The 18,646-nt window shown below is 58.8% G+C and carries 20 protein-coding genes and 1 pseudogene; 10 read left to right on the plus strand and 11 right to left on the minus strand.

Annotated features, from left to right (window positions below):
• The first annotated feature begins 289 nt into the window (after positions 1 to 289).
• Complete coding sequence (locus PhaeoP97_RS03190; RefSeq protein ID WP_237029010.1) at positions 290 to 1,831, plus strand: IS1634 family transposase; 1,542 nt, start codon at positions 290 to 292, stop codon at positions 1,829 to 1,831.
• An 80-nt stretch (positions 1,832 to 1,911) separates the two neighbouring features.
• On the opposite strand, the pseudogene PhaeoP97_RS03195 reads toward PhaeoP97_RS03190, so the two are convergent.
• Together PhaeoP97_RS03195 and PhaeoP97_RS03200 are read right to left on the minus strand one after the other, a co-directional pair.
• Positions 1,912 to 2,296: pseudogene (locus tag PhaeoP97_RS03195) on the minus strand (transposase); the annotation flags it as partial.
• A gap of 433 nt (positions 2,297 to 2,729) precedes the next feature.
• A complete protein-coding gene (locus tag PhaeoP97_RS03200; protein ID WP_072503849.1) occupies positions 2,730 to 3,137 on the minus strand; it encodes an RrF2 family transcriptional regulator in 408 nt (135 codons plus the stop codon).
• A gap of 104 nt (positions 3,138 to 3,241) precedes the next feature.
• Here PhaeoP97_RS03200 and PhaeoP97_RS03205 point away from each other — a divergent pair, with 104 nt between their 5' ends.
• The 3 genes from PhaeoP97_RS03205 to PhaeoP97_RS20610 are packed head-to-tail and all read left to right on the plus strand — an operon-like array spanning position 3,242 to position 5,342.
• On the plus strand, positions 3,242 to 4,453 hold the full coding sequence (locus PhaeoP97_RS03205) for a GTP-binding protein (protein ID WP_072506266.1): 1,212 nt from the start codon (positions 3,242 to 3,244) through the stop codon (positions 4,451 to 4,453).
• Positions 4,450 to 5,085: a DUF1826 domain-containing protein gene (locus tag PhaeoP97_RS03210; RefSeq protein ID WP_072503850.1), complete on the plus strand. Its 636-nt coding sequence runs from the start codon at positions 4,450 to 4,452 to the stop codon at positions 5,083 to 5,085. Before PhaeoP97_RS03205 ends, PhaeoP97_RS03210 begins: the two co-directional genes overlap by 4 nt.
• Before the next feature lie 53 nt (positions 5,086 to 5,138).
• A complete protein-coding gene (locus PhaeoP97_RS20610; RefSeq protein ID WP_338048670.1) occupies positions 5,139 to 5,342 on the plus strand; it encodes a DUF6525 family protein in 204 nt (67 codons plus the stop codon).
• A gap of 73 nt (positions 5,343 to 5,415) precedes the next feature.
• On the opposite strand, the gene PhaeoP97_RS03220 is transcribed toward PhaeoP97_RS20610, so the two are convergent.
• The 8 genes from PhaeoP97_RS03220 to PhaeoP97_RS03255 form a co-directional block, all read right to left on the minus strand.
• Positions 5,416 to 5,916 carry a DUF3299 domain-containing protein gene (locus PhaeoP97_RS03220; RefSeq protein ID WP_072503852.1) on the minus strand — a complete coding sequence of 167 codons (501 nt, stop codon included), beginning with the start codon at positions 5,914 to 5,916 and terminating at the stop codon, positions 5,416 to 5,418.
• Positions 5,917 to 5,938: 22 nt separating this feature from the next.
• Positions 5,939 to 7,189, minus strand: a complete 1,251-nt coding sequence (locus PhaeoP97_RS03225; protein ID WP_072503853.1) for an ABC transporter permease — start codon at positions 7,187 to 7,189, stop codon at positions 5,939 to 5,941.
• Entirely contained in the window at positions 7,186 to 7,875 is a 690-nt protein-coding gene (locus tag PhaeoP97_RS03230) for an ABC transporter ATP-binding protein (protein WP_072503854.1), read from the minus strand. Before PhaeoP97_RS03230 ends, PhaeoP97_RS03225 begins: the two co-directional genes overlap by 4 nt.
• Before the next feature lie 12 nt (positions 7,876 to 7,887).
• Positions 7,888 to 8,538: a zinc uptake protein ZrgA gene (gene zrgA / locus PhaeoP97_RS03235; protein WP_072503855.1), complete on the minus strand. Its 651-nt coding sequence runs from the start codon at positions 8,536 to 8,538 to the stop codon at positions 7,888 to 7,890.
• Positions 8,535 to 8,795 (minus strand): hypothetical protein, encoded by a 261-nt coding sequence (locus tag PhaeoP97_RS03240; RefSeq protein WP_072503856.1) that lies wholly within the window; start codon positions 8,793 to 8,795, stop codon positions 8,535 to 8,537. Before PhaeoP97_RS03240 ends, zrgA begins: the two co-directional genes overlap by 4 nt.
• Positions 8,796 to 9,224: 429 nt before the next feature.
• Positions 9,225 to 10,325, minus strand: a complete 1,101-nt coding sequence (locus tag PhaeoP97_RS03245) for a M24 family metallopeptidase (protein ID WP_072506267.1) — start codon at positions 10,323 to 10,325, stop codon at positions 9,225 to 9,227.
• A 150-nt stretch (positions 10,326 to 10,475) separates the two neighbouring features.
• The gene (locus tag PhaeoP97_RS03250) at positions 10,476 to 12,062 is read right to left on the minus strand and encodes an ABC transporter substrate-binding protein (RefSeq protein WP_072503857.1); all 1,587 of its coding nucleotides are present in this window, start codon (positions 12,060 to 12,062) and stop codon (positions 10,476 to 10,478) included.
• 70 nt (positions 12,063 to 12,132) lie between these two features.
• Positions 12,133 to 12,750 carry a helix-turn-helix domain-containing protein gene (locus PhaeoP97_RS03255; RefSeq protein WP_027246264.1) on the minus strand — a complete coding sequence of 206 codons (618 nt, stop codon included), beginning with the start codon at positions 12,748 to 12,750 and terminating at the stop codon, positions 12,133 to 12,135.
• A 166-nt stretch (positions 12,751 to 12,916) separates the two neighbouring features.
• Between PhaeoP97_RS03255 and PhaeoP97_RS03260 the strand changes: the two genes are divergently transcribed.
• From PhaeoP97_RS03260 to PhaeoP97_RS03280, 5 genes are read left to right on the plus strand one after another with little or no spacing between them, the layout of a single operon-like run.
• Positions 12,917 to 13,960 (plus strand): ABC transporter permease, encoded by a 1,044-nt coding sequence (locus PhaeoP97_RS03260; protein ID WP_192849678.1) that lies wholly within the window; start codon positions 12,917 to 12,919, stop codon positions 13,958 to 13,960.
• A complete protein-coding gene (locus PhaeoP97_RS03265) occupies positions 13,960 to 14,862 on the plus strand; it encodes an ABC transporter permease (protein ID WP_072503859.1) in 903 nt (300 codons plus the stop codon). Before PhaeoP97_RS03260 ends, PhaeoP97_RS03265 begins: the two co-directional genes overlap by 1 nt.
• Entirely contained in the window at positions 14,859 to 15,707 is an 849-nt protein-coding gene (locus tag PhaeoP97_RS03270; RefSeq protein WP_014881021.1) for an ABC transporter ATP-binding protein, read from the plus strand. The genes PhaeoP97_RS03265 and PhaeoP97_RS03270 overlap by 4 nt, the downstream gene beginning before the upstream one ends.
• Positions 15,704 to 16,450, plus strand: a complete 747-nt coding sequence (locus tag PhaeoP97_RS03275) for an ABC transporter ATP-binding protein (protein WP_014881020.1) — start codon at positions 15,704 to 15,706, stop codon at positions 16,448 to 16,450. The genes PhaeoP97_RS03270 and PhaeoP97_RS03275 overlap by 4 nt, the downstream gene beginning before the upstream one ends.
• A 30-nt stretch (positions 16,451 to 16,480) precedes the next feature.
• Entirely contained in the window at positions 16,481 to 17,020 is a 540-nt protein-coding gene (locus tag PhaeoP97_RS03280; RefSeq protein ID WP_072503860.1) for a GAF domain-containing protein, read from the plus strand.
• A gap of 171 nt (positions 17,021 to 17,191) precedes the next feature.
• Here PhaeoP97_RS03280 and PhaeoP97_RS03285 read toward each other — a convergent pair whose 3' ends face one another.
• Complete coding sequence (locus PhaeoP97_RS03285; RefSeq protein WP_072503861.1) at positions 17,192 to 17,662, minus strand: hemerythrin domain-containing protein; 471 nt, start codon at positions 17,660 to 17,662, stop codon at positions 17,192 to 17,194.
• A 237-nt stretch (positions 17,663 to 17,899) separates the two neighbouring features.
• Here PhaeoP97_RS03285 and PhaeoP97_RS03290 point away from each other — a divergent pair, with 237 nt between their 5' ends.
• A complete protein-coding gene (locus PhaeoP97_RS03290; RefSeq protein ID WP_072506268.1) occupies positions 17,900 to 18,538 on the plus strand; it encodes a LysE family translocator in 639 nt (212 codons plus the stop codon).
• The last annotated feature ends 108 nt before the right edge of the window (positions 18,539 to 18,646 follow it).

An 18,646-nucleotide genomic window follows, 5' to 3' on the forward strand; every position in this document is an offset into this window, starting at 1 on the left:
CCGAAACGCAACGCCTGGAAGGGCGCGAAGCCCGCTCGCCACACGAAAAATTACAGAAGCACAGATGCAGCAGCCCGAACTTCGACAGTTCGCCCTGAATTTGCTCCTGATTTCATGGTGTGACTGTCAATGAAATAAAGGCTGTCCGCGTGTAGAAGGCCAGATTTTGGCGCAAGTCTTATTGTGGCACGCCGTGTCAGATGAAGCGATTGAAACATCGACAAATCGTGCATAATGTTGCGACATATATACGAAGATCACGAGATCCGGTGGGCGCCAGTACCTGTAACTGGTTGAGGGCTATCGCAATGAGCAGGGTAAGGTCCGCCACCGGGTCGTTGCGAACCTCGGGCGGCTTGAGGATCTAAGCCCTGCCAAGCTTGACCCTCTGATCAACGGCTTAAATCGGTCCATTGGACGAAGTGACAATACAGCGTTTGCCGTCGAGATCGAAAGCTCCAAGGCCTATGGGAACGTCTTTGCTCTGCATGAGCTTTGGAAGGACTTGGGCTTCGTTCGCGCCATGGTCTTCAACCGCCTGTGCGACCCCACAAGCAAGCTTGGCTGTCTGCGCTGGCTGGAGACAGTCGCCATGTCAGGCATGCCTGAAACCGTCACCCATCAGCATCTCCTGCGCGCCATGGACGCGCTCATGGACAAGGTCGACCACGTGGAGGCCGAACTGGCCAAACAGATCAGACCCTTGGTCGATCGCGATCTGACCGTCGTCTTCTACGACCTGACCACGGTGCGCATCCACGGTGAGGCAAAGGTCGATGACGACATGCGTGCCTTTGGCATGAACAAGGAAACAGGTGGTATCGCCCGCCAGTTCGTTCTGGGCGTCGTACAGACCGCTGAGGGACTACCGCTCATGCACACCGTGCATCCGGGCAATGTGGCCGAGACCAAGACACTGCAGGCCATGCTGGCTGCTGTCCTTCAACGCTTCCCCATCGAACGGGTGATCCTGGTGGCTGACCGTGGTCTCTTGAGCCTCGATAACATTGATGCCCTGACCTCCCTGGCCGAGCAAGGTGGGCGTACTCTGGAGTTCATCCTCGCCGTCCCCGCACGCCGCTACGGTGACCTGGTCGAGACCTTCCGGAACATGGCGTTTGAAACAGACGGGTTGGCCGAGGATCGCTTTGCAGGTCAGCGCCTGATCGTCGCCCATGATCCTGTGCGTGCCGCTGAACAAGGTGACCGGCGTCGAGCGCGCATCGCCGAGTTGGAAGCCATGGCCGAAAAGATGGTCGGGAAGCTCGATGCTCAGGACGCAGGCGAAACCACCAAGGGCCGCGGCGCCTCCGACCGCGGCGCTTATAGCCGCTTCACCCGGGCTGTTGCAGAGGCGGACCTCACGCGCTTCCTCAAGGCTGATCTCAATGCTGACCGCTTCAGCTGGTCAGTCGATGACGACGCCATCGCCGAGGCGGAGCTCTTCGACGGCAAGCTTGCGCTGATCACTAACGCCCCAGACCTCACGCCTTCCGAAACTGTCGCTCGATACAAGGGTCTCGCAGATACTGAGCGCGGTTTCCGCGTGCTAAAATCCGACATCGAGATCGCGCCGGTTCACCATCGCTTGCCCGACCGTATCCGGGCCCATGCCCTGATCTGTTTTTTGGCGCTCCTGCTCTACCGCGTCATGCGCATGCGCCTGAAAGCAAAAGGCCACAGCGCAAGTCCCAGAACCGCGCTCGATCTTCTCGAACGTATTCAGCAGCATGTGGCACGCATTGGCCCCACAATCAAAACAACATTCACCCGAAAGCAACCCGAGCAACTCGACCTCTTCACTGCCCTAGACCTGAAAACACCCTTCTGACACCGCCATGTTGTGGCAAAAATGAGTATCCATCCTAAACAATATCAATCACTTACGCGTTAAACTGTCGAAGTTGGGAGGCTCGTCGGCTTCCATGGCTTGGCGTTTTTGCGGGGCGGGCTGACGGCGGCGGCGTTTCGAGCGGCAATTGCGTCGTGGCACTCTCGGGTGTCATAGGCGCCGTCGACGATGACCCTGCCGATCTCCTGATCAGGCGGGACCTGGTCCCGCAGTTTTGGCAATACGGGCGCGTCACCAATGTTGCTGCCCATGATCTCGACCGCCAGTGATCTCGACCGCCCGGACCTCAAGCGTTTCCTCGTCGGCCCCGATATGTACCTGACGCCAGATCCGCCGTTTCGCACCGCCGTGCTTGCGGGCATTCCATTCGCCTTTACCTTCGGCCTTGATACCAGTGCTGTCGATTAGAAGGTTCAGCGGACCCGCATCGCCACGATAGGGGAGCTTGGTTTCAATGCTGCGCATTTCGCTATAGGCGATGACAAGGAGGTTGCCCGACCCACAGGCAGGATCAAAGACGCGGTTTTCGGCATGCGTGTGCGCAGATTGTCGAGCTAGCGTTTGTTGTCGCCTGCTGCCTCAAGCTTCGTGTTTAGGTCATCAATGAAAAGCGGGTTCAGCACTTTGAGGATGTTGGGCACAACCGACAGCCTGTCAGGATCAACAGCCAAATGCGGCAATGCGCCTGAACTGCGCTTGCAGCGAACTGTGGTCGGCAAGGCAGTGTTAAGGTGCAAAACAGTGTTCAAGCCAGATTTGGAAATCGTCATGTAATTTTTAATATATATCAAATGCTGGAGGTGACGCAGTCAGGGCCGTTTCATTCCTATGTCCCACTGAGAGCACGCTGCCTTGGAACCCTGGACATGTTACCGGGTCACCCAGTCTCACGTATTTCAGAGATCGAGATGTCCCCGAGTTTCTCGATCAGGCTCTGCTCGATCTCCTCAAGAACGCTGGTGACCCGTTTCTGGAGTGCGTGCTCGACCGAACAGGCTGCTGCATCGCTGGCCTCATCTGCGGCGACCAAGCGTTCATTCAACGCGAGATAGACATCTGCGAGGGTTATATCCTGCGGCTCGCGGGCCAGACGCCACCCGCCTGCGTGACCCTTTTCAGACGTCAGCAGGCCAGTTTCCCGCAGACGCCCCAAGACCCGGCGAACAACAACAGGGTTTGTTCCAGCGTGCTCTGCAATGTCGGCAGATGTTCGTATGCGATCTGGTTCCCCGGCCATATGGCTGAGCGTGTGCAGGGCGAGAGACAGGCGAGAATTTCGCTTCATTGGCGGCTTTTCTCCAAACGGCTGTTAAACGTAACTTTGACAGTTGCGTTTATTTGGTAACTGAGTAAGTTGCGTGAAAATCAACGCAACCAATGGAGCGCCATATGACAGATCCTCGCCTTCCCGTCACGGTTCTTTCCGGCTTTCTCGGAGCAGGCAAGACGACACTTCTGAACCAGGTCTTGAACAACCGGGAGGGCCGCCGGGTTGCTGTCATCGTCAATGACATGTCCGAAGTGAACATTGACGCGGATCTTGTGCGGGCGGACACCGAGCTTAGCCGAACCGACGAAACGCTGGTCGAGATGTCGAACGGCTGTATCTGCTGTACCCTCCGTGACGATCTGCTGGACGAAGTGCGTCGCCTCGCGGCCGAAGGACGTTTTGACTATCTGCTGATCGAGTCTACTGGCATTTCCGAACCGTTACCCGTCGCTGCAACTTTCGATTTCCGTGACGAGCTTGGTCACAGTCTGTCTGATGTTGCGCGGCTCGACACTATGGTAACTGTCGTCGATGCGGCAAACCTGCTGCATGATTACGCGTCTCATGATTTCCTTCACGACCGGGGTGAAACAATGGGGGAGGAGGACGAGCGCACGCTCGTACATTTGCTGACCGACCAGATAGAATTCGCGGATGTCATCATTTTGAACAAGGTGGAGGATGCGGGCGCTGAAAAGGTTGATGCGGCCCGCAAGATCATCCGAAGTCTGAACGCTGATGCGGAGATCGTGGAAACCAATCGCTCGGTTGTTGGCGCCGAAAAGATTTTCGACACAGGCTTGTTCGATTTTGAGAAAGCGCATGAGCACCCGATGTGGGCAAAGGAGCTGTACGGCTTTGCCGAACACGTTCCAGAGACAGAGGAATATGGCGTCGCGTCATTCGTCTACCGGGCACGGCTTCCGTTTGTTCCTGAACACATCCTCGAGGTTCTGAATGGCGATCTTCCCGGTGTGATCCGGGCCAAGGGGCATTTCTGGATCTCAACGCGGCCTGACTGGGTGGCGGAGTTTTCTCTGGCTGGGGCGCTATCAAGCATCAAACCTTTGGGGACATGGTGGGCTTCGGTCCCGGAGGCGCGGCGACCGACCCATGACAACGCAAAAACCTATATGCAGGCCCATTGGCAGGAACCCTGGGGCGATCGCCGTCAGGAACTGGTCTTTATCGGAGCGGGAATCGACTGGGCTGCGCTGAAGGCGCGATTGGACAAATGTCTTGTTCCGTCCGTTGCCGTGACTGGCCCGGATGATCTGCCGTCCTACCCGGACCCATTCCCGATCTGGCATCGCGGAGAGGATGCCGCATGACTCTGGTCAGATGGTCCGAAAAAGATCGCATCGAGGGCGCGCAGATCGTGGAGGATGCAGACGCCTTTGACGCATGCCTGCAAGCCGGAGAAGCTGCTGCCATTTGGCGTCGGCAGACGCCACGGGATATCCAAAGCTGGTTGAACGGCCTTGACCCTCAGCATCTGCCTCAGGGGCGCGTCACTCTGCCCGCAACCGCTGTGGCCGATGTTGTCACGCAGCTCTGTGATAAATCCGGCCTTCCTGCCGGGCAGGAACGAGATTGGCTTCAGAATGACATCGTTGCATTGGCAGACATGTTCTCGGACTTGATGTCGGTCAAATACCTGCGGCTACGATTGGACGTCGTGATCACAGACGCCTGCCGCAAATTCCACATTGACGCGACTACGGCCCGTCTGGTTTGCACCTATCGCGGAACCGGCACACAGTACGGCGTGTCAATGGACGGACGCGCGCCAAAACGCGTTTTTACCGTTCAGACCGGCAGCCCCATTCTATTGCGCGGCTCGCTTTGGCCCGGAGCGTTTTCCGCAGGCGTCCTGCATCGCTCACCCCCGATCGAAGGCTCCGGCGAGACCCGTCTTGTTCTGGTGTTGGATCCCGTATTCGACCGGGAAGATACAGCATGAGCAGAAACCTGGGGGAAAGCAGCCTGCGCAGAAAACGGCGATTGGGTGACCCCATGACCGAATTCGACAGGCTTCCCGCTCCGGTCCGACAGTGGCTCTCGCAGGCGGCCTTGCCCTGGTCGCCTGCATCCGCGCGGCGCATATGGTCGAAATCCAGGGCAAAAGGATTGTCAGACGAGGAGGCATTACGGTCGCTGAGCCGCGCCGAATCCCGAACGCTGGCCCGCGATAAAGCAACGATTTCACCTCGGTGCTGACCATCGTTGTTTTGCTAGGCTCAACCTTAACGGGCCGGCTGGCCATGAGCGGTATGTTCCGAAGGCCAGCCGGTCACCATTCGTAAACTTCCATTTCATCCGCCACGATGGAATAACCCGTCTGGCCAAGGTTGGTTGATTGAAGTTGCGTGCGCAGGACCCCTGTGACCCAGACCGGATCCCAAAGTTGATCCCCTGGCCAGGGGATCTTGGCCGTGACCATCACAAGTTGGTTTGCGGGCGGTGGCGGTGTGTGAATGCAGGCACCAACATAGGGCACCAGCATAAAGTCGGTCACACCTTTTGCGCTGACGTCGAACGGGATGATGAACCCGGGCATTTTGATATATCGCCCGTTCAGATCTTCGTTCAGTTTGACCCCATTGGCATCATAGATGGGGTTCCAGATATCCTTGGCCTCGTCCAGCTCGCCCTCTCCAATGATTTCGGGGTAGGGCAGGCCGGGGGGGATAAGGTCGTCCCAGGCCACTTCTTGTGGGGAGGCGGCGAATGCGGCGTTGGGGGCCAAGGCAGGCCCAGACAACAGCATCAGTGCGGTTCTGCGATCTAACATCGTATCGACCTCATTCGTGGCGCTAGGTTTTCACCATCATGCCATCAGCAAGAGACATTTTGTAAGCCCGCAACGCGGGGACAAGGCTCACAATTGCGCCAGCCCCGACCACGCCAATGACAACCCAGAATTCCCGGGCGGTGGGGGCCTCGATGGGCAACCATAGACCAAAGGCACCATCCAGGATTGGTTGGGCAATGATCAGACCAACATATAGTAGCACCAAACCAAGCAAGGCCCCAACGGCCGCCATCATCATCGCCTCCAGAACCAGCATGCTCAAGATCGTGAAGGGTCTGGCGCCCATGGCCCGAAAGATCGCCATTTCCCGGCGGCGTTCATTGAGGCTGGAAAAGATCGTGGCCATCATACCGATCAGCGCCGTGACCACCACCATGGCTGAGACAGCCAAAAGCGCGGTTTCGGCAATGCCGACAATTCCCCAAAGTTCCTGCAAGGCGACACCAGGTAGGATCGCCAACAGGGGCTCTTCGGGGTAGTCATTGATTGCCCGTTGTAGTGCAAAGGTCTGCAACGGGCTTTTGACGCCGACAAGGGCCGCAGTCACAGACCCGGGTGTCAAGTCCATTTTACGGATCTCATCCGCTGGTGTGGACTGGCCGGGGATCTGCGCGCCGCTCCGCCAATCCACATGGATCGCCTCAATTGCTTCCATGCTGACAATAACAGTGCGGTCAACGGGGGTGCCGGTCTTTTCCAGAATACCGGACACACGGAACGGTTGGTCTTTGTGCTCGGTAAAAGAGGCCAGCCCATGGGCGACGACAATCGGGTCATTCACGCGATACCCCAGCGTTGCTGCAACATCAGCCCCAATCACGGTATCAAAAAGATCGTCCATGATTGCGCCATCCGTGATCGCCAGCGATCTGCCTTGCCGATATTTGTAATGTTCAAAAAAGGCCTGGGAGGTTCCCATGACCCGGAACTGACGATGACTGTCGCCGAGTGAGATCGGAACACTCCAGTCGACATGGGGCTGCGCGGCAATATCCTGATAGCTCTCCCATGTGACGTTGTTGGTCGCGTTGCCAATGCGAAAGACGGAGTAAAGCAAAAGCTGTACCGACCCAGAACGCGCCCCCATGATAAGATCCGTTCCCGAAATGGTATCGGCAAAGCTGGATTTTGCCCCGGTGCGTACCTTTTCGACTCCCAGAAAAAGCGCCACCGACAAGGCGATGGCAAGGATCGTCATGCCAACAGTTAGTGCTCGCGCAAAGAGCGACGCGATAGCCAGACGCAGGATCATACCGCCGCCCTTTCAATCTGTGCAATGTCGTCCATCCGGATCACCCTGTCAAAACGTTCGCCCAGCCGCGGATCATGGCTGACCATTAACAGCGCGGTCTGATGGGCGTCAGCTTGTGCGAACAACAGATCAAGAAAAGCCGCCTGACTGGTCGCATCAAGCGCCGAGGTGGGTTCATCCGCAACGATCAACGGCGGGTGTCCGATCAGCGCGCGCGCAACCGCGACACGCTGTTGTTGACCAACACTCAGGGTGCTGGCCTTGGCATGGATGATGTCCTTAGGCAGGCCCAGTGAAATGCACAGGGTCGTGGCTTCTGCGAGTGGATCAGCTATGCGGCTGCGCCGTTTCGGCGCAAAGCGAAGCGGCAGGAGGATATTGTCTGTCACAGACCCAAAAGGCAGCAGATTGAACTGTTGGAAGATCACCCCAATCTGTTCGGCCCGGAACTTGTCGCGCGCCCCGCCCGACAATCCTGTCACATCGACTCCCGCAATATGAACATGACCGCGATCCGGCAAGATCGTGCCACAGATGAGCGACAAAAGTGTTGATTTCCCTGAGCCGCTCTCGCCGAGTAGTAAAACTGTTTCACCCTCAGCAACCAAGAGTTCGGGGACCGCCAACGCAAATGGCGACGGTCCCGGCCAGCGGTAGCCAATATTGGACAGATTGAGAACGGGCATCGCCACCTGCGCCTACTGTCCCATGTTCAGGACGGGCGCGCCCCGCTTCACTTCATACACTTTTGCCCCGGATGATGTGACAATCTGCACCTCAACCTCTTGTGCATTGGGGAAAATCTCAAAGTAGGCAAAGTTGATTTCGCTCAGCGCCGCAGGGGTCTCGCAGGTCAGCGTGTACTCCGCATGGAATTCGGTGTGGCCGGATGCTTCGTCATGCTCTGCGTGCTCTTCCTGTGCGTGGTTGTCATGCTCAGCATGGTCCTCCTCAGTATGCTTCCCGTCAGTATGGTCGTCGTGGTTTTCGTCCGAGTGTTCATCGTGATGGTCTTTGTCGTGGTCGCCATGATGATCCTCGTTTTCCAACGCGGCATGTGCGTCGGCGACGGTGCAACTCGCAGCATCCGGCAGAATGAACAGCTCAAGCGGGGCGCTCAATGTTGCAAGAGCCGCATCAATAGCGGCATGATCCGCCTCGCTTTCGGCAGCGTATTCAAACCCTACAATGTCAGCACCAGGGGCATGAAATCCCATTGTAACGGTGGTTTCCTCTATCGCAATATTCAGTGCGCCAACGCCATGTTCATGGGCTTCAAGCTGGCGTGTATTCTCTGCCAGTGCCGGTGCGGCAGCAATAAGAGCGAGGAGAGTGAGTGCTTGTTTCATAATACATCCGTATTGACTTCATTGAAAAGGATCAGGCCGGGAGGGTCCACGTGCCCGTAAATTTCAACGATGTGACACGTCGCGAGAAAAGCGTTTTGATTGAGGAGGGCGGTGGGGCTGCGGTACACGGCAGCGGTCGCCATGCTGGTTTTGCCAATATGAAGCCGCTCCAGAAGCTGACACGCAGTCATCGACTTCTTAGATGCAGTCAGGACCTTCAGAACATCCTTTTTCTGAGCTGCCGCATGCGTTCTCATCAATCAGTCTCCATCGTTACGAATTAGATATGTTATAAGATAACAAATGGCAAGATCGGAAAATATCACCTAGCCATCGACTGCCGAGATCCCCTTGGCGCTGATCACCTTTGGGACACGTAGTAGGTATCACTGCGCTAGATTTTACCAGTTGGTCAGACCTCGGAAATGCAATCGCACAGGTTCACAGGGCAGGCCACGTGTTCTGAATGTGAAATCGAGATGCGGATTGACCGGCTTTGATCAGTGCTCACCCCAGCTGTTTCAGAAAGCAGTTGCTTCTAAGACGACGGACACAGGCAAAGCCACAGGATTGCACCGGGTCTGCGTGTGCAATTGGGTATCGTGTCATCTGACACGCCATCAGCGCGTCAGACAATTCGTAAGATCAAATATGCTACTGTGTGGGTGACACCAGCGTATCGCCACCTAGCGCCGCTGCATGTCGCGCGGCATCTCCGACAGGATCTCGGCGCCGGTTTCGCGCAGGATCACAATCTCTTCCAGCCGCACGCCAAACCGGTCCTTGAGGTAAATCCCCGGTTCGATCGAGAACACATTGCCTGCGCGCAGCTCAACATCAGAGGTGGCGGTGATATAAGGCGGTTCATGCACATCAATACCTAGCCCATGGCCGGTGCGGTGCAGGAACTGTGGGCCATATCCGGCGGCAGCAATGGTGTCGCGGGCGGCACGGTCGACCTCGCTGGCGCGTACGCCGGGTGTCGCGGCCTGAACGGCGGCCTGAACTGCGGCTTCGACCACCTCAAACACCTGCTCATATTCGGCTTCCGGCGTGCCGAACCAGCCGCAGCGGGTCATGTCTGAAGGGTAGCCGTTCAACCGGCATCCCGTGTCGATCAACACGGCCATGTCGCGGGTCAGCCTGGTATCGCCAGTGTGGTGATGCGGGAAGGCGCCATTGGCGCCAAAGCCGACAATGGTGAACTCAGGGGTTGCGCCATGGGCCTTGTAATGGGCATGCAGGATCGCCTGCACATCCAGCTCGCTCATGCCCTCTTCAAGGCGGGAAAACGCCTCGGTCACGGCGGCATCATTCAACAGATGTGCAGCCTTCAGCGCGGCATATTCGGCGTCGTCCTTCATCGCGCGCAACAGGCCAACGGTATCATCGGTGAAACGCCGTTTGGGCGCGTCCATCGCGTCCAGAACCCGTAGGGCAAAATCCGCGCGCATGGTTTCATCCAGCACCACCGACAGACCAGTAGCCGTGGCGCCGCAGTCATGGAGCAGCCCGGTAAGCGCGGCATCCGGCCCGTCATCATCCGACCAGCAGCAAAATGGCAGATCGGTGGATGTGCGCGCCGCATCAGCGTTCAACCCCGGCATCAGAAAGCCCGCGTGGCTCTGGCTGACCATCAGCAGCACGGGCCGCTCGTCGCCATGGGGGTTCACACCTGACAGCCACATCATATGGCTTGAGGGGCCAAGCACCACCAGATCGGTGGCGGTCTCGGTCATGCGGTGGCGCAGCCGGGTCAGCCGGTCTGCAAAGGGGGGCGTGGTCATGGTCATATGTCCTGTAGCGCGGGCGGCCCCATCGGTGGCGGGAGATCGGGCCGGAAGATGAAAAGAAGGGCCGGCTCATGTCAGCACCGGCCCCAGATGCCCGCCCCCGGATAAGGGGAGCAGGCGAAAGCGCCAAGTGACGCCGGGGGATCAGTTCTTTTCCACCAGACGGTAGAAGACAAAATCGGAGGTCGCGCCATTCACATAGCCGGAGACATCCGCATCCATCGCCACCTGATAGGCGGCCTGGAACATGATCACGATAGGAGAGGTTTTCTGCACCTCTGCCTGCAATTCGCGATACATCTCCAGACGCTTTTCAGGATCCGCCTCGGTCAGGGCGGCCTTGGTCTTGGCGTTCATATCCTCCGGCACCGCCCAGGCGTTGCGCCATGTGGTGGTGGCCGCATAGTTGTTGTCCGAGTTGTCGGAGTTATAGGCGAAAGCCTTGGCATTGGAATGCGGATCCATGAAATCCGGGCCCCAATACAGAAGCATCGCCTCATGGCTGCGCTCACGGTATTTGGTGATCACCTGGCTGCCGGTGCCGGGCAGGATTTCAAAGTTGATCCCCGCGTCGGCAAAACTCGCCTGTAGGGACTGCGCCATATCGGTAAACGGGGCCGCATTGATCACATCCAGCGATACGGTGATCGGGGTCTCGATCCCGGCGTCGCTGAGGATGGATTTGGCCCGCTCCGGGTCATAGCCAAACGGGGTCTCATCGTAGGAGCCGGGAAAGCCCTTGGGCCAGAACGCCTGATGGATCTCCATCTGGCCGTTGATGATGGTGTCGGTCATCCCCTTGTAGTTCACCAGATACCGCGCGGCCTCCCAGACGGCGGGGTCGGTCAGACTGTCGGTCTTCTGATTGAAGGACAGGAAATGCACCGCCGCCTGCGGGTAGGTCTCCACCTTGATGGCGTCGCTGTCAAAGCCGCGGATCTGATCGGGCGTCAGGTTGCGGGCCATGTCGATATCGCCGGATTCCAGCAGCAGTTCCTGCGTGGCGGCTTCGGCCACATGGCGGATGATGACGCTCTCCATCTTGGGCGCGCCCTTAAAGTAATCCGCATTGGCCGCCAGCCGCACCATCTGCGCCGGACGGTAGCCCTGCAACTTGAACGGGCCGGAGCCGGCGGCGTTTTCATTCAGCCAGCCATTGCCCATGTCGCCGTCCACGGCATTGGCCATCACCACCTCTTTGTCCACCACCGAGCCGGGGCGGGCGGCCAGCACGTTCATCACAAAGGCGGGGGAGAAATCCCCTTCGTATTTGATGGTGATGCTATTGCCGTCGGCCGTCACCATCTGATCGACATTCTCAGCCGTCCAGCCCAGCTGCGCCAGAATAAAGGCCGGGGTCAGGTTCAGCTTGATCACTCGCGCCAGTGAGAACACGACATCCTCACCGCGCACCGGGTTGCCAGAGTGGAACACCGCATCATCGCGCAGGGTAAAGCGGATGGTCTTGGTTTCCGCGTCGACTTCCCAGTCGCTGGCAAGACCCGCCGCCAGCGCGGTGGGGTCCTCGGCGTCATATTGCACCAAGCGATCATAGAGGTTTGTCACCAGCTCACCCGAGGTGAACTCATAGGCCTGTGCGGGGTCAATGGCGACGATATCGTCGATGTTCTGCGCCACAATCAGCGCATTGGCAGGCGTGTCAGCGATAGCGCTGCTCGCCAGAGGCAGCGCCATCACGCTGGCCAGCAAGGCGGATTTCACGAGGTTCATGTCAGTGTCTCCCTGTTTTAATGTCTTGTTGTCTGCCGCATTGGCTCTGCCCACTGGGGAGCGGTCCCGGTCACGGCAGGTTCGGGGTGTTCTTGCTGTGCAAAACGCTCAGCGTACCGGTCCACAGCAGCCGCGCGGTCTCTTCGGTGGGATTGCTCCAGGAATGTGAGGTAAGACCGCTGTAATGCAGGCTGTCCCCAACCCGCAGACGGAACACCTGCCCATCCAGTGATTGATCAATCTCGCCCTCCAGCACATAGAGCATCTCTTCACCCTCATGGCTGACCTCCTCAGACACATATCCGGGTGGTACATGCAGGATGTAGCTGGACAGCTCTGCGCCCGGAAACTGCGCGCCAAGGGCCTCGTAGGTGATCGACGATCCCGCCAGCGAAAACTGTGTGCGCGTTGTCGCCCGCGTCAGCGCATCCGAAGGTTTGGGCGTGGCGATGAAATACTCCAGCCCCACCTCCAGCGCTGACGCAATCTGTGCCAGCGTACCCAACGTGGGGGTAGCATTGTCGCGTTCCACCTGGCTGAGATAGCCGACCGACACCCCGGCTGTGTCGCACAACGCCTGAAGCGTCAGCCCCATCTGCTTGCGCCGCTTGCGGATCAGCGCGCCCAGCATAGGGCCTGCGCTGCTGCGGGTCTTGGCGGGTTTGGGGGTGGCGCTGGTCTGGGGCATTGGCGGCTTTCGGTCTAATCCTCTTTTGCCCAGCTTAGGAAAATAATTATTGTGAAGCAAAAAATTTTTTGCTTTTGCGAAAAATAATATTTATGCCGGAGATGGATTTGCCGGTACTCTGCCGGCAGCGCGCCGTGCGCTACGGCCAGGTGGAGGGCAGGATATCTTGACCAGAACAGCAAGATCGGGGCGCGCAATTTTGCGCTGGGGGCAAGGGCTTGCGGGTTTTGCCATCGTGTCGACGCTGACCTTTCTCGGGCTTCTGGCGATTACGTTTTTCATTGGCCGTGTGGTGCCGATTGATCCGGTGCTGTCGGTGGTCGGGGATCGTGCGACACAGGAACAATATGACGTGGCGCGGGTTGCCATGGGGCTGGACCGGCCGCTGGTGATGCAGTTTTTCTCCTACGTGGGGGATGTGTTTCAGGGCGATCTGGGGCGCTCGGTTTCCACCAACCGACCTGTTGTCTCTGATCTTGCACGGGTGTTCCCGGCCACGCTGGAGATGGCCACGCTTGGCATTCTGATTGGCGTGATACTGGGCGTGCCCATGGGTGTCTGGGCTGCCGCGCGGCAGGGCACTTGGGTCGATCAGATCATCCGAGTCTTTGCGCTGCTGGGCTATTCGGTGCCTGCGTTCTGGCTCGGGCTGGTTGGACTGGCGGTGTTCTACGCGGGTCTGGGCTGGGTCGCTGGGCCGGGGCGGGTCGACATCTTCTATGATGGATTGATTGATCCGGTCACCGGCCTGTTGTTGGTCGATAGCCTGCTGGTCGGCGACACCGAGGTGTTCTGGAACGCGCTCTCGCATCTGGTGCTGCCTGCGGCCATCCTCGGGTTTTTCAGCCTTGCCTATATCGCGCGCATGACCCGCAGCTTCATGCTGGACCAGCTCAGTCAGGAGTTCATCACCACCGCCCGCGTCAAAGGCGTGCCGGAATGGAAAGTGATCTGGGTGCATGGGTTCAAACCGATCCGGGTGCCGCTGATCACGGTGATTGGCCTCTCTTATGCTGCTCTGCTGGAAGGTTCGGTGATGATTGAGACCGTATTCAGCTGGCCCGGCATCGGCAATTACCTCACCGTGGCGCTGCTCAATGCGGATATGAACGCCGTGCTTGGCTCGACGCTGGTGATCGGCGCGGTCTTCATCTTCATCAACAAGATCTCGGATGTGCTGTACCGGGTTCTCGACCCAAGGAGTCTGTGATGCTGAGCAGCGACTGGTTGCTGGACGACTCGCCCGCCACGCGGACACAGGCCACCGCAGGGCGCGCCTATCGCATGATCCTCGCACTGATGCGCAATCCGCTGGCGGTGCTGGGGGCGGTGATCATCACGATCCTCATTCTTGCGGCGGCTTTTGCGCCTTGGATCGCACCGCAAAGCCCAGTGGGGCAGGACCTATCTTCGCGCCTGTTGCCGCCCTCCTGGGCCAATTGGATGGGCACGGATGAGCTGGGGCGGGATATCTTCTCCCGCGTGGTTTACGGCGCGCGCATCACGCTGATGATCGTGGCACTGGTGGCGGTGATCTCTGCGCCGCTGGGGCTGATCATCGGGGCGATCGCAGGCTATTTCGGCGGCTGGGTAGACCGGATCCTGATGGGGATCACCGATGTTTTTCTGTCGATGCCCAAGCTGATCTTGGCGCTGGCCTTTGTCGCCGCCTTGGGGCCGGGGATCGAAAACGCCATCATCGCCATCGCCATCACCGCATGGCCTGCCTATGCCCGCATCGCACGGGCCGAAACGCTGACCTTCCGCAACGCCGAATTCATCGCCGCGACGCGCCTGCTGGGGGCCTCGCACAGCCGGGTCATCCTGCACCATGTGCTGCCGCTGTGTACGTCTTCGATGATTGTGCGGGTGACGCTGGACATGGCGGGGATCATTCTGACGGCGGCGGGTCTTGGGTTTCTGGGGCTGGGTGCGCAGCCGCCGCTGCCAGAATGGGGCGCGATGATCTCGCGCGGGCGGGTGTTTATTCTGGACCAATGGTGGGTGGCGACCATGCCCGGCATTGCCATCATCGTGGTCAGCCTCGGCTTTTGCTTCCTTGGCGATGGCTTGCGCGATGTGCTGGACCCGAAACAGGGGGGCAAGTCATGAGCCAATCCACATCCCCCCCCTTGCTGGAGGTTGAAAATCTCCGCGTCAGCTTTCCGACCCCCAAGGGGCGGGTTGAGGTGGTCAAGGGGCTGAACCTGACCCTGGGCCGCGAACGCCTTGGTATCGTGGGCGAGAGCGGATCGGGCAAATCCATGACCGGCCGCGCCATCCTGCGGCTGATCCGCACCCCCGGCCAGACAACGGCGGATCGGCTGGCACTGGAGGGGCAGGACCTGCAATCCCTCAGCGAGCGCCAGATGCGCAATATCCGTGGCGCGCGGATTTCGATGATCATGCAGGATCCGAAATTCTCGCTCAATCCGGTGATGACCATCGGCGCACAGATCGCTGAGGCGCTGGATGTCCACGAACGTCTCAGCCGCCGCGACACCCGCGCCCGTGTGCTGGAGATGTTGGAGGCGGTGCGCATCAACGACCCCGAACTGGTGGCCCAGATGTATCCCCATCAGGTGTCCGGCGGCATGGGGCAGCGGGTGATGATCGCGATGATGCTGATCCCGCGCCCGGATCTGTTGATCGCGGATGAGCCGACTTCGGCGCTGGATGTCTCGGTGCAGGCGCAGGTGCTGGATCTGATTGATGATCTGGTGCGGGACAAGGGCATGGGCCTCATCCTGATCAGCCATGACCTCAATCTTGTGGCGCGCTACTGTGACCGGATCATGGTGATGAATGCCGGTCGCGTGGTCGAAAGCTGCGCCGCCGCTGATCTGCACAAGGCCAGCCACCCCTATACTCAAGGTCTGCTGGCAGCGGTGCCCCGGATGAAGGAAACCCGCGACACGCTGCCTGTGCTGGACCGATCAAGCTGGAGCGGCACATGACAGCGATATCTCTGCGAAATCTCGATATTTCTTATGGCGACACCAAGGTGGTGCGGGATGTCAGTTTCGACGTCGCCGAAGGGGAAAGCTTTGCCTTGGTTGGGGAAAGCGGTTCCGGAAAATCCACCGTGCTGAAGGCCATCGCGGGGCTCGCCCCTGATTGGACAGGGGACATCTCGGTGCTGGGCCAGCCACGCAGCCACGGTATTGACCGCGCGTTTTCCCGAACCTGTCAGATGGTGTTCCAGGATCCCTATGGCTCATTGCACCCGCGCAAACCGGTCGACTGGGTGCTGCGGGAGCCCTTGCGGGTGCATGGCATCGGCGCGCGTGACGCCCGCGTCGCAGAAGTGCTGGCCGCAGTTGGCCTCGACCAGCGATTCCGGTTCCGCTATCCGCATCAGCTGTCCGGTGGGCAGCGCCAGCGGGTTGCCATTGCGCGGGCCTTGATGCTGGAACCCAAGGTGATGCTGCTGGATGAGCCGACATCGGCGCTGGATGTGTCCGTGCAAGCCGAGATCCTGAACCTGCTGAAGGCGCTGCGCCGCGATCAGGGGCTGACCTATCTAATGGTCACGCACAACTTGCCGGTCGTCAGCTTCATGTGTGACCGCATGGCGGTGATGAACAAGGGGCGCATTGTTGAGATTGCCCCAGCTGAGGCGCTGCATGATGGTGCCTTTAATGACGCTTATACGCAGCAACTCTATGCCGCCAGCGGTGGCGCGGAGCCGACCGCGTGACAATTTACCCGAGAAGATGGATCCCACAGAATGCCCGACAATAGACTGCCGGAAGATATCTCAGAGACCATGTCTGCACCCCTGTCGACAGAGGCACTGCGCCATTTCACCGACGCACTGGCCGCCGCCACAACTGCCGAGGCTGCGTATGATGCCCTCTGCGCGGTGACCAAAGCCACGGTTGGGGCAAAGCTGTTCACGGTGATGACGGTGGATATGGCATCCATGCTGGCCTGTCGCACCTATACCGATGATCCCGAGAACTACCCGACCTCCGGCACCAAGCCGATTGAAATGAATGACTGGTTCGAGATCGTCCATGGCCAGCACCGCTGTTTCGTTGCGAATACGCTGGAAGAGATCGATCAGGTCTTCCCCGATGCGGAGCTGATTGGGGCGTTGGGCTGCGGGTCGGTGATCAACCTGCCGGTGCTGATCGGGGGTGAACTTGCTGCGACCATCAATATTCTGCATGAGCCGGGGTACTATACAGAGGCGCGCGTCGATGCGGCAAAAGCCCTGCTGACCCTGCCCGCAATGGCGACGCTGGCCGTCGCTGCGCAACTCTGATCCCGCGTTTGGAACGGGTTGCGCTGCGTTCCGTGCCCAAAGCCACAAAAACAGGGAGGCCGCGCGGCTGCGGCCCCCTGTGACATTTGTACCTATCCGTGGCCTGGATAACGCTATGTACCGAGCAACCGACACTGCGCGTAGGTTGTCGCTTGCCAATGTAGCGATTGATCAGTCTTCCAGACTGTCTTCGCGCTTCTCGTCGATCAGGTCGCGCTCTTCTTCCTTGCGCTGTCGGAAGCGGGTGCCGTAGCCTTCGATCGCCTCATCGGAAATCACCTTCTTGGCACGGGTGAACACTTCGTTTTCCTCCTCGTCCATATGGTGTTCGTAGTCATGCTTCAGCTGTTCGAACTTGGTCATCCACAGATCGGACGACATCTTCATCACATTCAGCTCTTCCATCAGATCATCAAGCTGCTGGTGCTCATGCACGGAATGCCGGGCCGCATCCTGGCCCCAGGTCTGGCGGATCAGTTTGGAATAGAACGTCTCTTCCTCAGCTGCGGCATGGCTTTTGACGTCCTCATAAAAGCGTTTCCACAGGCTGCCGCGCGCCTCGATCTTGCTGTCCTGAATGGACCTGAGCAGCTCGCGGTGGGTGTCATGATCCTGTTTGATGGCGTCATAGATGGATGGCATGTGGGCTCTCCCTTTGATTGAGCGCGCGCGTGACCATTGACCGGTCCGATACGCGTATTGGCAACTTGCAATGACGCATCGGTCCGGGCGCATTGGAGCGCATAACTGAAGATGGAACGTCACCACAGGTCAGAGGGTTCCCGCACGCGGGCCGTTTTTACGCAGGAAACGGGTCGCTTGATCTGCGGCTGCGAGTCTAGAGCGGGTCAGCAGAATGCACCAAAGGACCATATGAAAATGACTATTGAGACGATGTTTGCCCTGCTGCTGTTCCTGTTTCCGCTGGCATATAGTCCGGGCCCAGGCAATCTGTTCTTTGCGGCCAATGGCGCGCGCTTTGGTTTCCGGGCGACGCTGCCCGCGACGCTGGGCTACCATATCGCAACCGCAATGGTGACCTTGATGATCGGGTCTGGATTGTTGGCGGCACTGATCTCTTCTCCGGCAGTGTTCCAGCTGCTGAAATGGGCAGGCGCCGGCTATATGCTGTGGATTGCCTGGGGGTTGTGGCGGGCCGGAGGGCTGCGGGCCTCAGTTGAGGCACGTCCTGCCCGGTTTCGGGATGGTGCGGTTTTGCTGCTGCTCAACCCAAAGGCCTATGTGATCATTGCGGTGATGTTCAGTCAGTTTTTGCCACCCGGTGACGCAGGCGCAGCGGGCAACCCTGAGACGATCAACGCTGCCACGGGGGATCTGGCGCGGGTGGCGGTGATTACACTTGTGTTCACGCTTAACAATCTACTGGCGTTTTCTATCTGGACTTTGGTTGGCGACGGGCTGGCCCGTCAGTTCGCGCGCGAGCCCCTTGCGCGACAGATGAACCGCAGTTTTGCTCTATTGCTGGCGGCGGTTGCGGCCTGGATGCTGCTGATCTGATCCATACCCTAAACGATCTTGGCGGATGCAACAGCACAAACGGGTGGTATTGCGCGACCTCAATAAAACTCTAAACAACCTATGAGTGTCTTTGTGGAACTATTCCTG

The organism is Phaeobacter porticola (assembly GCF_001888185.1).
GTDB classification, from domain to species: domain Bacteria; phylum Pseudomonadota; class Alphaproteobacteria; order Rhodobacterales; family Rhodobacteraceae; genus Phaeobacter; species Phaeobacter porticola.

Bases quoted from the DNA above. Each gene is read 5' to 3' on its own strand.
- PhaeoP97_RS03200 (WP_072503849.1), bottom strand. From the start codon at position 3,137: ATGAAGCGAAATTCTCGCCTGTCTCTCGCCCTGCACACGCTCAGCCAT.
- PhaeoP97_RS03205 (WP_072506266.1), top strand. From the start codon at position 3,242: ATGACAGATCCTCGCCTTCCCGTCACGGTTCTTTCCGGCTTTCTCGGA.
- PhaeoP97_RS03210 (WP_072503850.1), top strand. From the start codon at position 4,450: ATGACTCTGGTCAGATGGTCCGAAAAAGATCGCATCGAGGGCGCGCAG.
- PhaeoP97_RS20610 (WP_338048670.1), top strand. From the start codon at position 5,139: ATGACCGAATTCGACAGGCTTCCCGCTCCGGTCCGACAGTGGCTCTCG.
- PhaeoP97_RS03220 (WP_072503852.1), bottom strand. From the start codon at position 5,916: ATGTTAGATCGCAGAACCGCACTGATGCTGTTGTCTGGGCCTGCCTTG.
- PhaeoP97_RS03225 (WP_072503853.1), bottom strand. From the start codon at position 7,189: ATGATCCTGCGTCTGGCTATCGCGTCGCTCTTTGCGCGAGCACTAACT.
- PhaeoP97_RS03230 (WP_072503854.1), bottom strand. From the start codon at position 7,875: ATGCCCGTTCTCAATCTGTCCAATATTGGCTACCGCTGGCCGGGACCG.
- zrgA (WP_072503855.1), bottom strand. From the start codon at position 8,538: ATGAAACAAGCACTCACTCTCCTCGCTCTTATTGCTGCCGCACCGGCA.
- PhaeoP97_RS03240 (WP_072503856.1), bottom strand. From the start codon at position 8,795: ATGAGAACGCATGCGGCAGCTCAGAAAAAGGATGTTCTGAAGGTCCTG.
- PhaeoP97_RS03245 (WP_072506267.1), bottom strand. From the start codon at position 10,325: ATGACCACGCCCCCCTTTGCAGACCGGCTGACCCGGCTGCGCCACCGC.
- PhaeoP97_RS03250 (WP_072503857.1), bottom strand. From the start codon at position 12,062: ATGAACCTCGTGAAATCCGCCTTGCTGGCCAGCGTGATGGCGCTGCCT.
- PhaeoP97_RS03255 (WP_027246264.1), bottom strand. From the start codon at position 12,750: ATGCCCCAGACCAGCGCCACCCCCAAACCCGCCAAGACCCGCAGCAGC.
- PhaeoP97_RS03265 (WP_072503859.1), top strand. From the start codon at position 13,960: ATGCTGAGCAGCGACTGGTTGCTGGACGACTCGCCCGCCACGCGGACA.
- PhaeoP97_RS03270 (WP_014881021.1), top strand. From the start codon at position 14,859: ATGAGCCAATCCACATCCCCCCCCTTGCTGGAGGTTGAAAATCTCCGC.
- PhaeoP97_RS03275 (WP_014881020.1), top strand. From the start codon at position 15,704: ATGACAGCGATATCTCTGCGAAATCTCGATATTTCTTATGGCGACACC.
- PhaeoP97_RS03280 (WP_072503860.1), top strand. From the start codon at position 16,481: ATGCCCGACAATAGACTGCCGGAAGATATCTCAGAGACCATGTCTGCA.
- PhaeoP97_RS03285 (WP_072503861.1), bottom strand. From the start codon at position 17,662: ATGCCATCCATCTATGACGCCATCAAACAGGATCATGACACCCACCGC.
- PhaeoP97_RS03290 (WP_072506268.1), top strand. From the start codon at position 17,900: ATGACTATTGAGACGATGTTTGCCCTGCTGCTGTTCCTGTTTCCGCTG.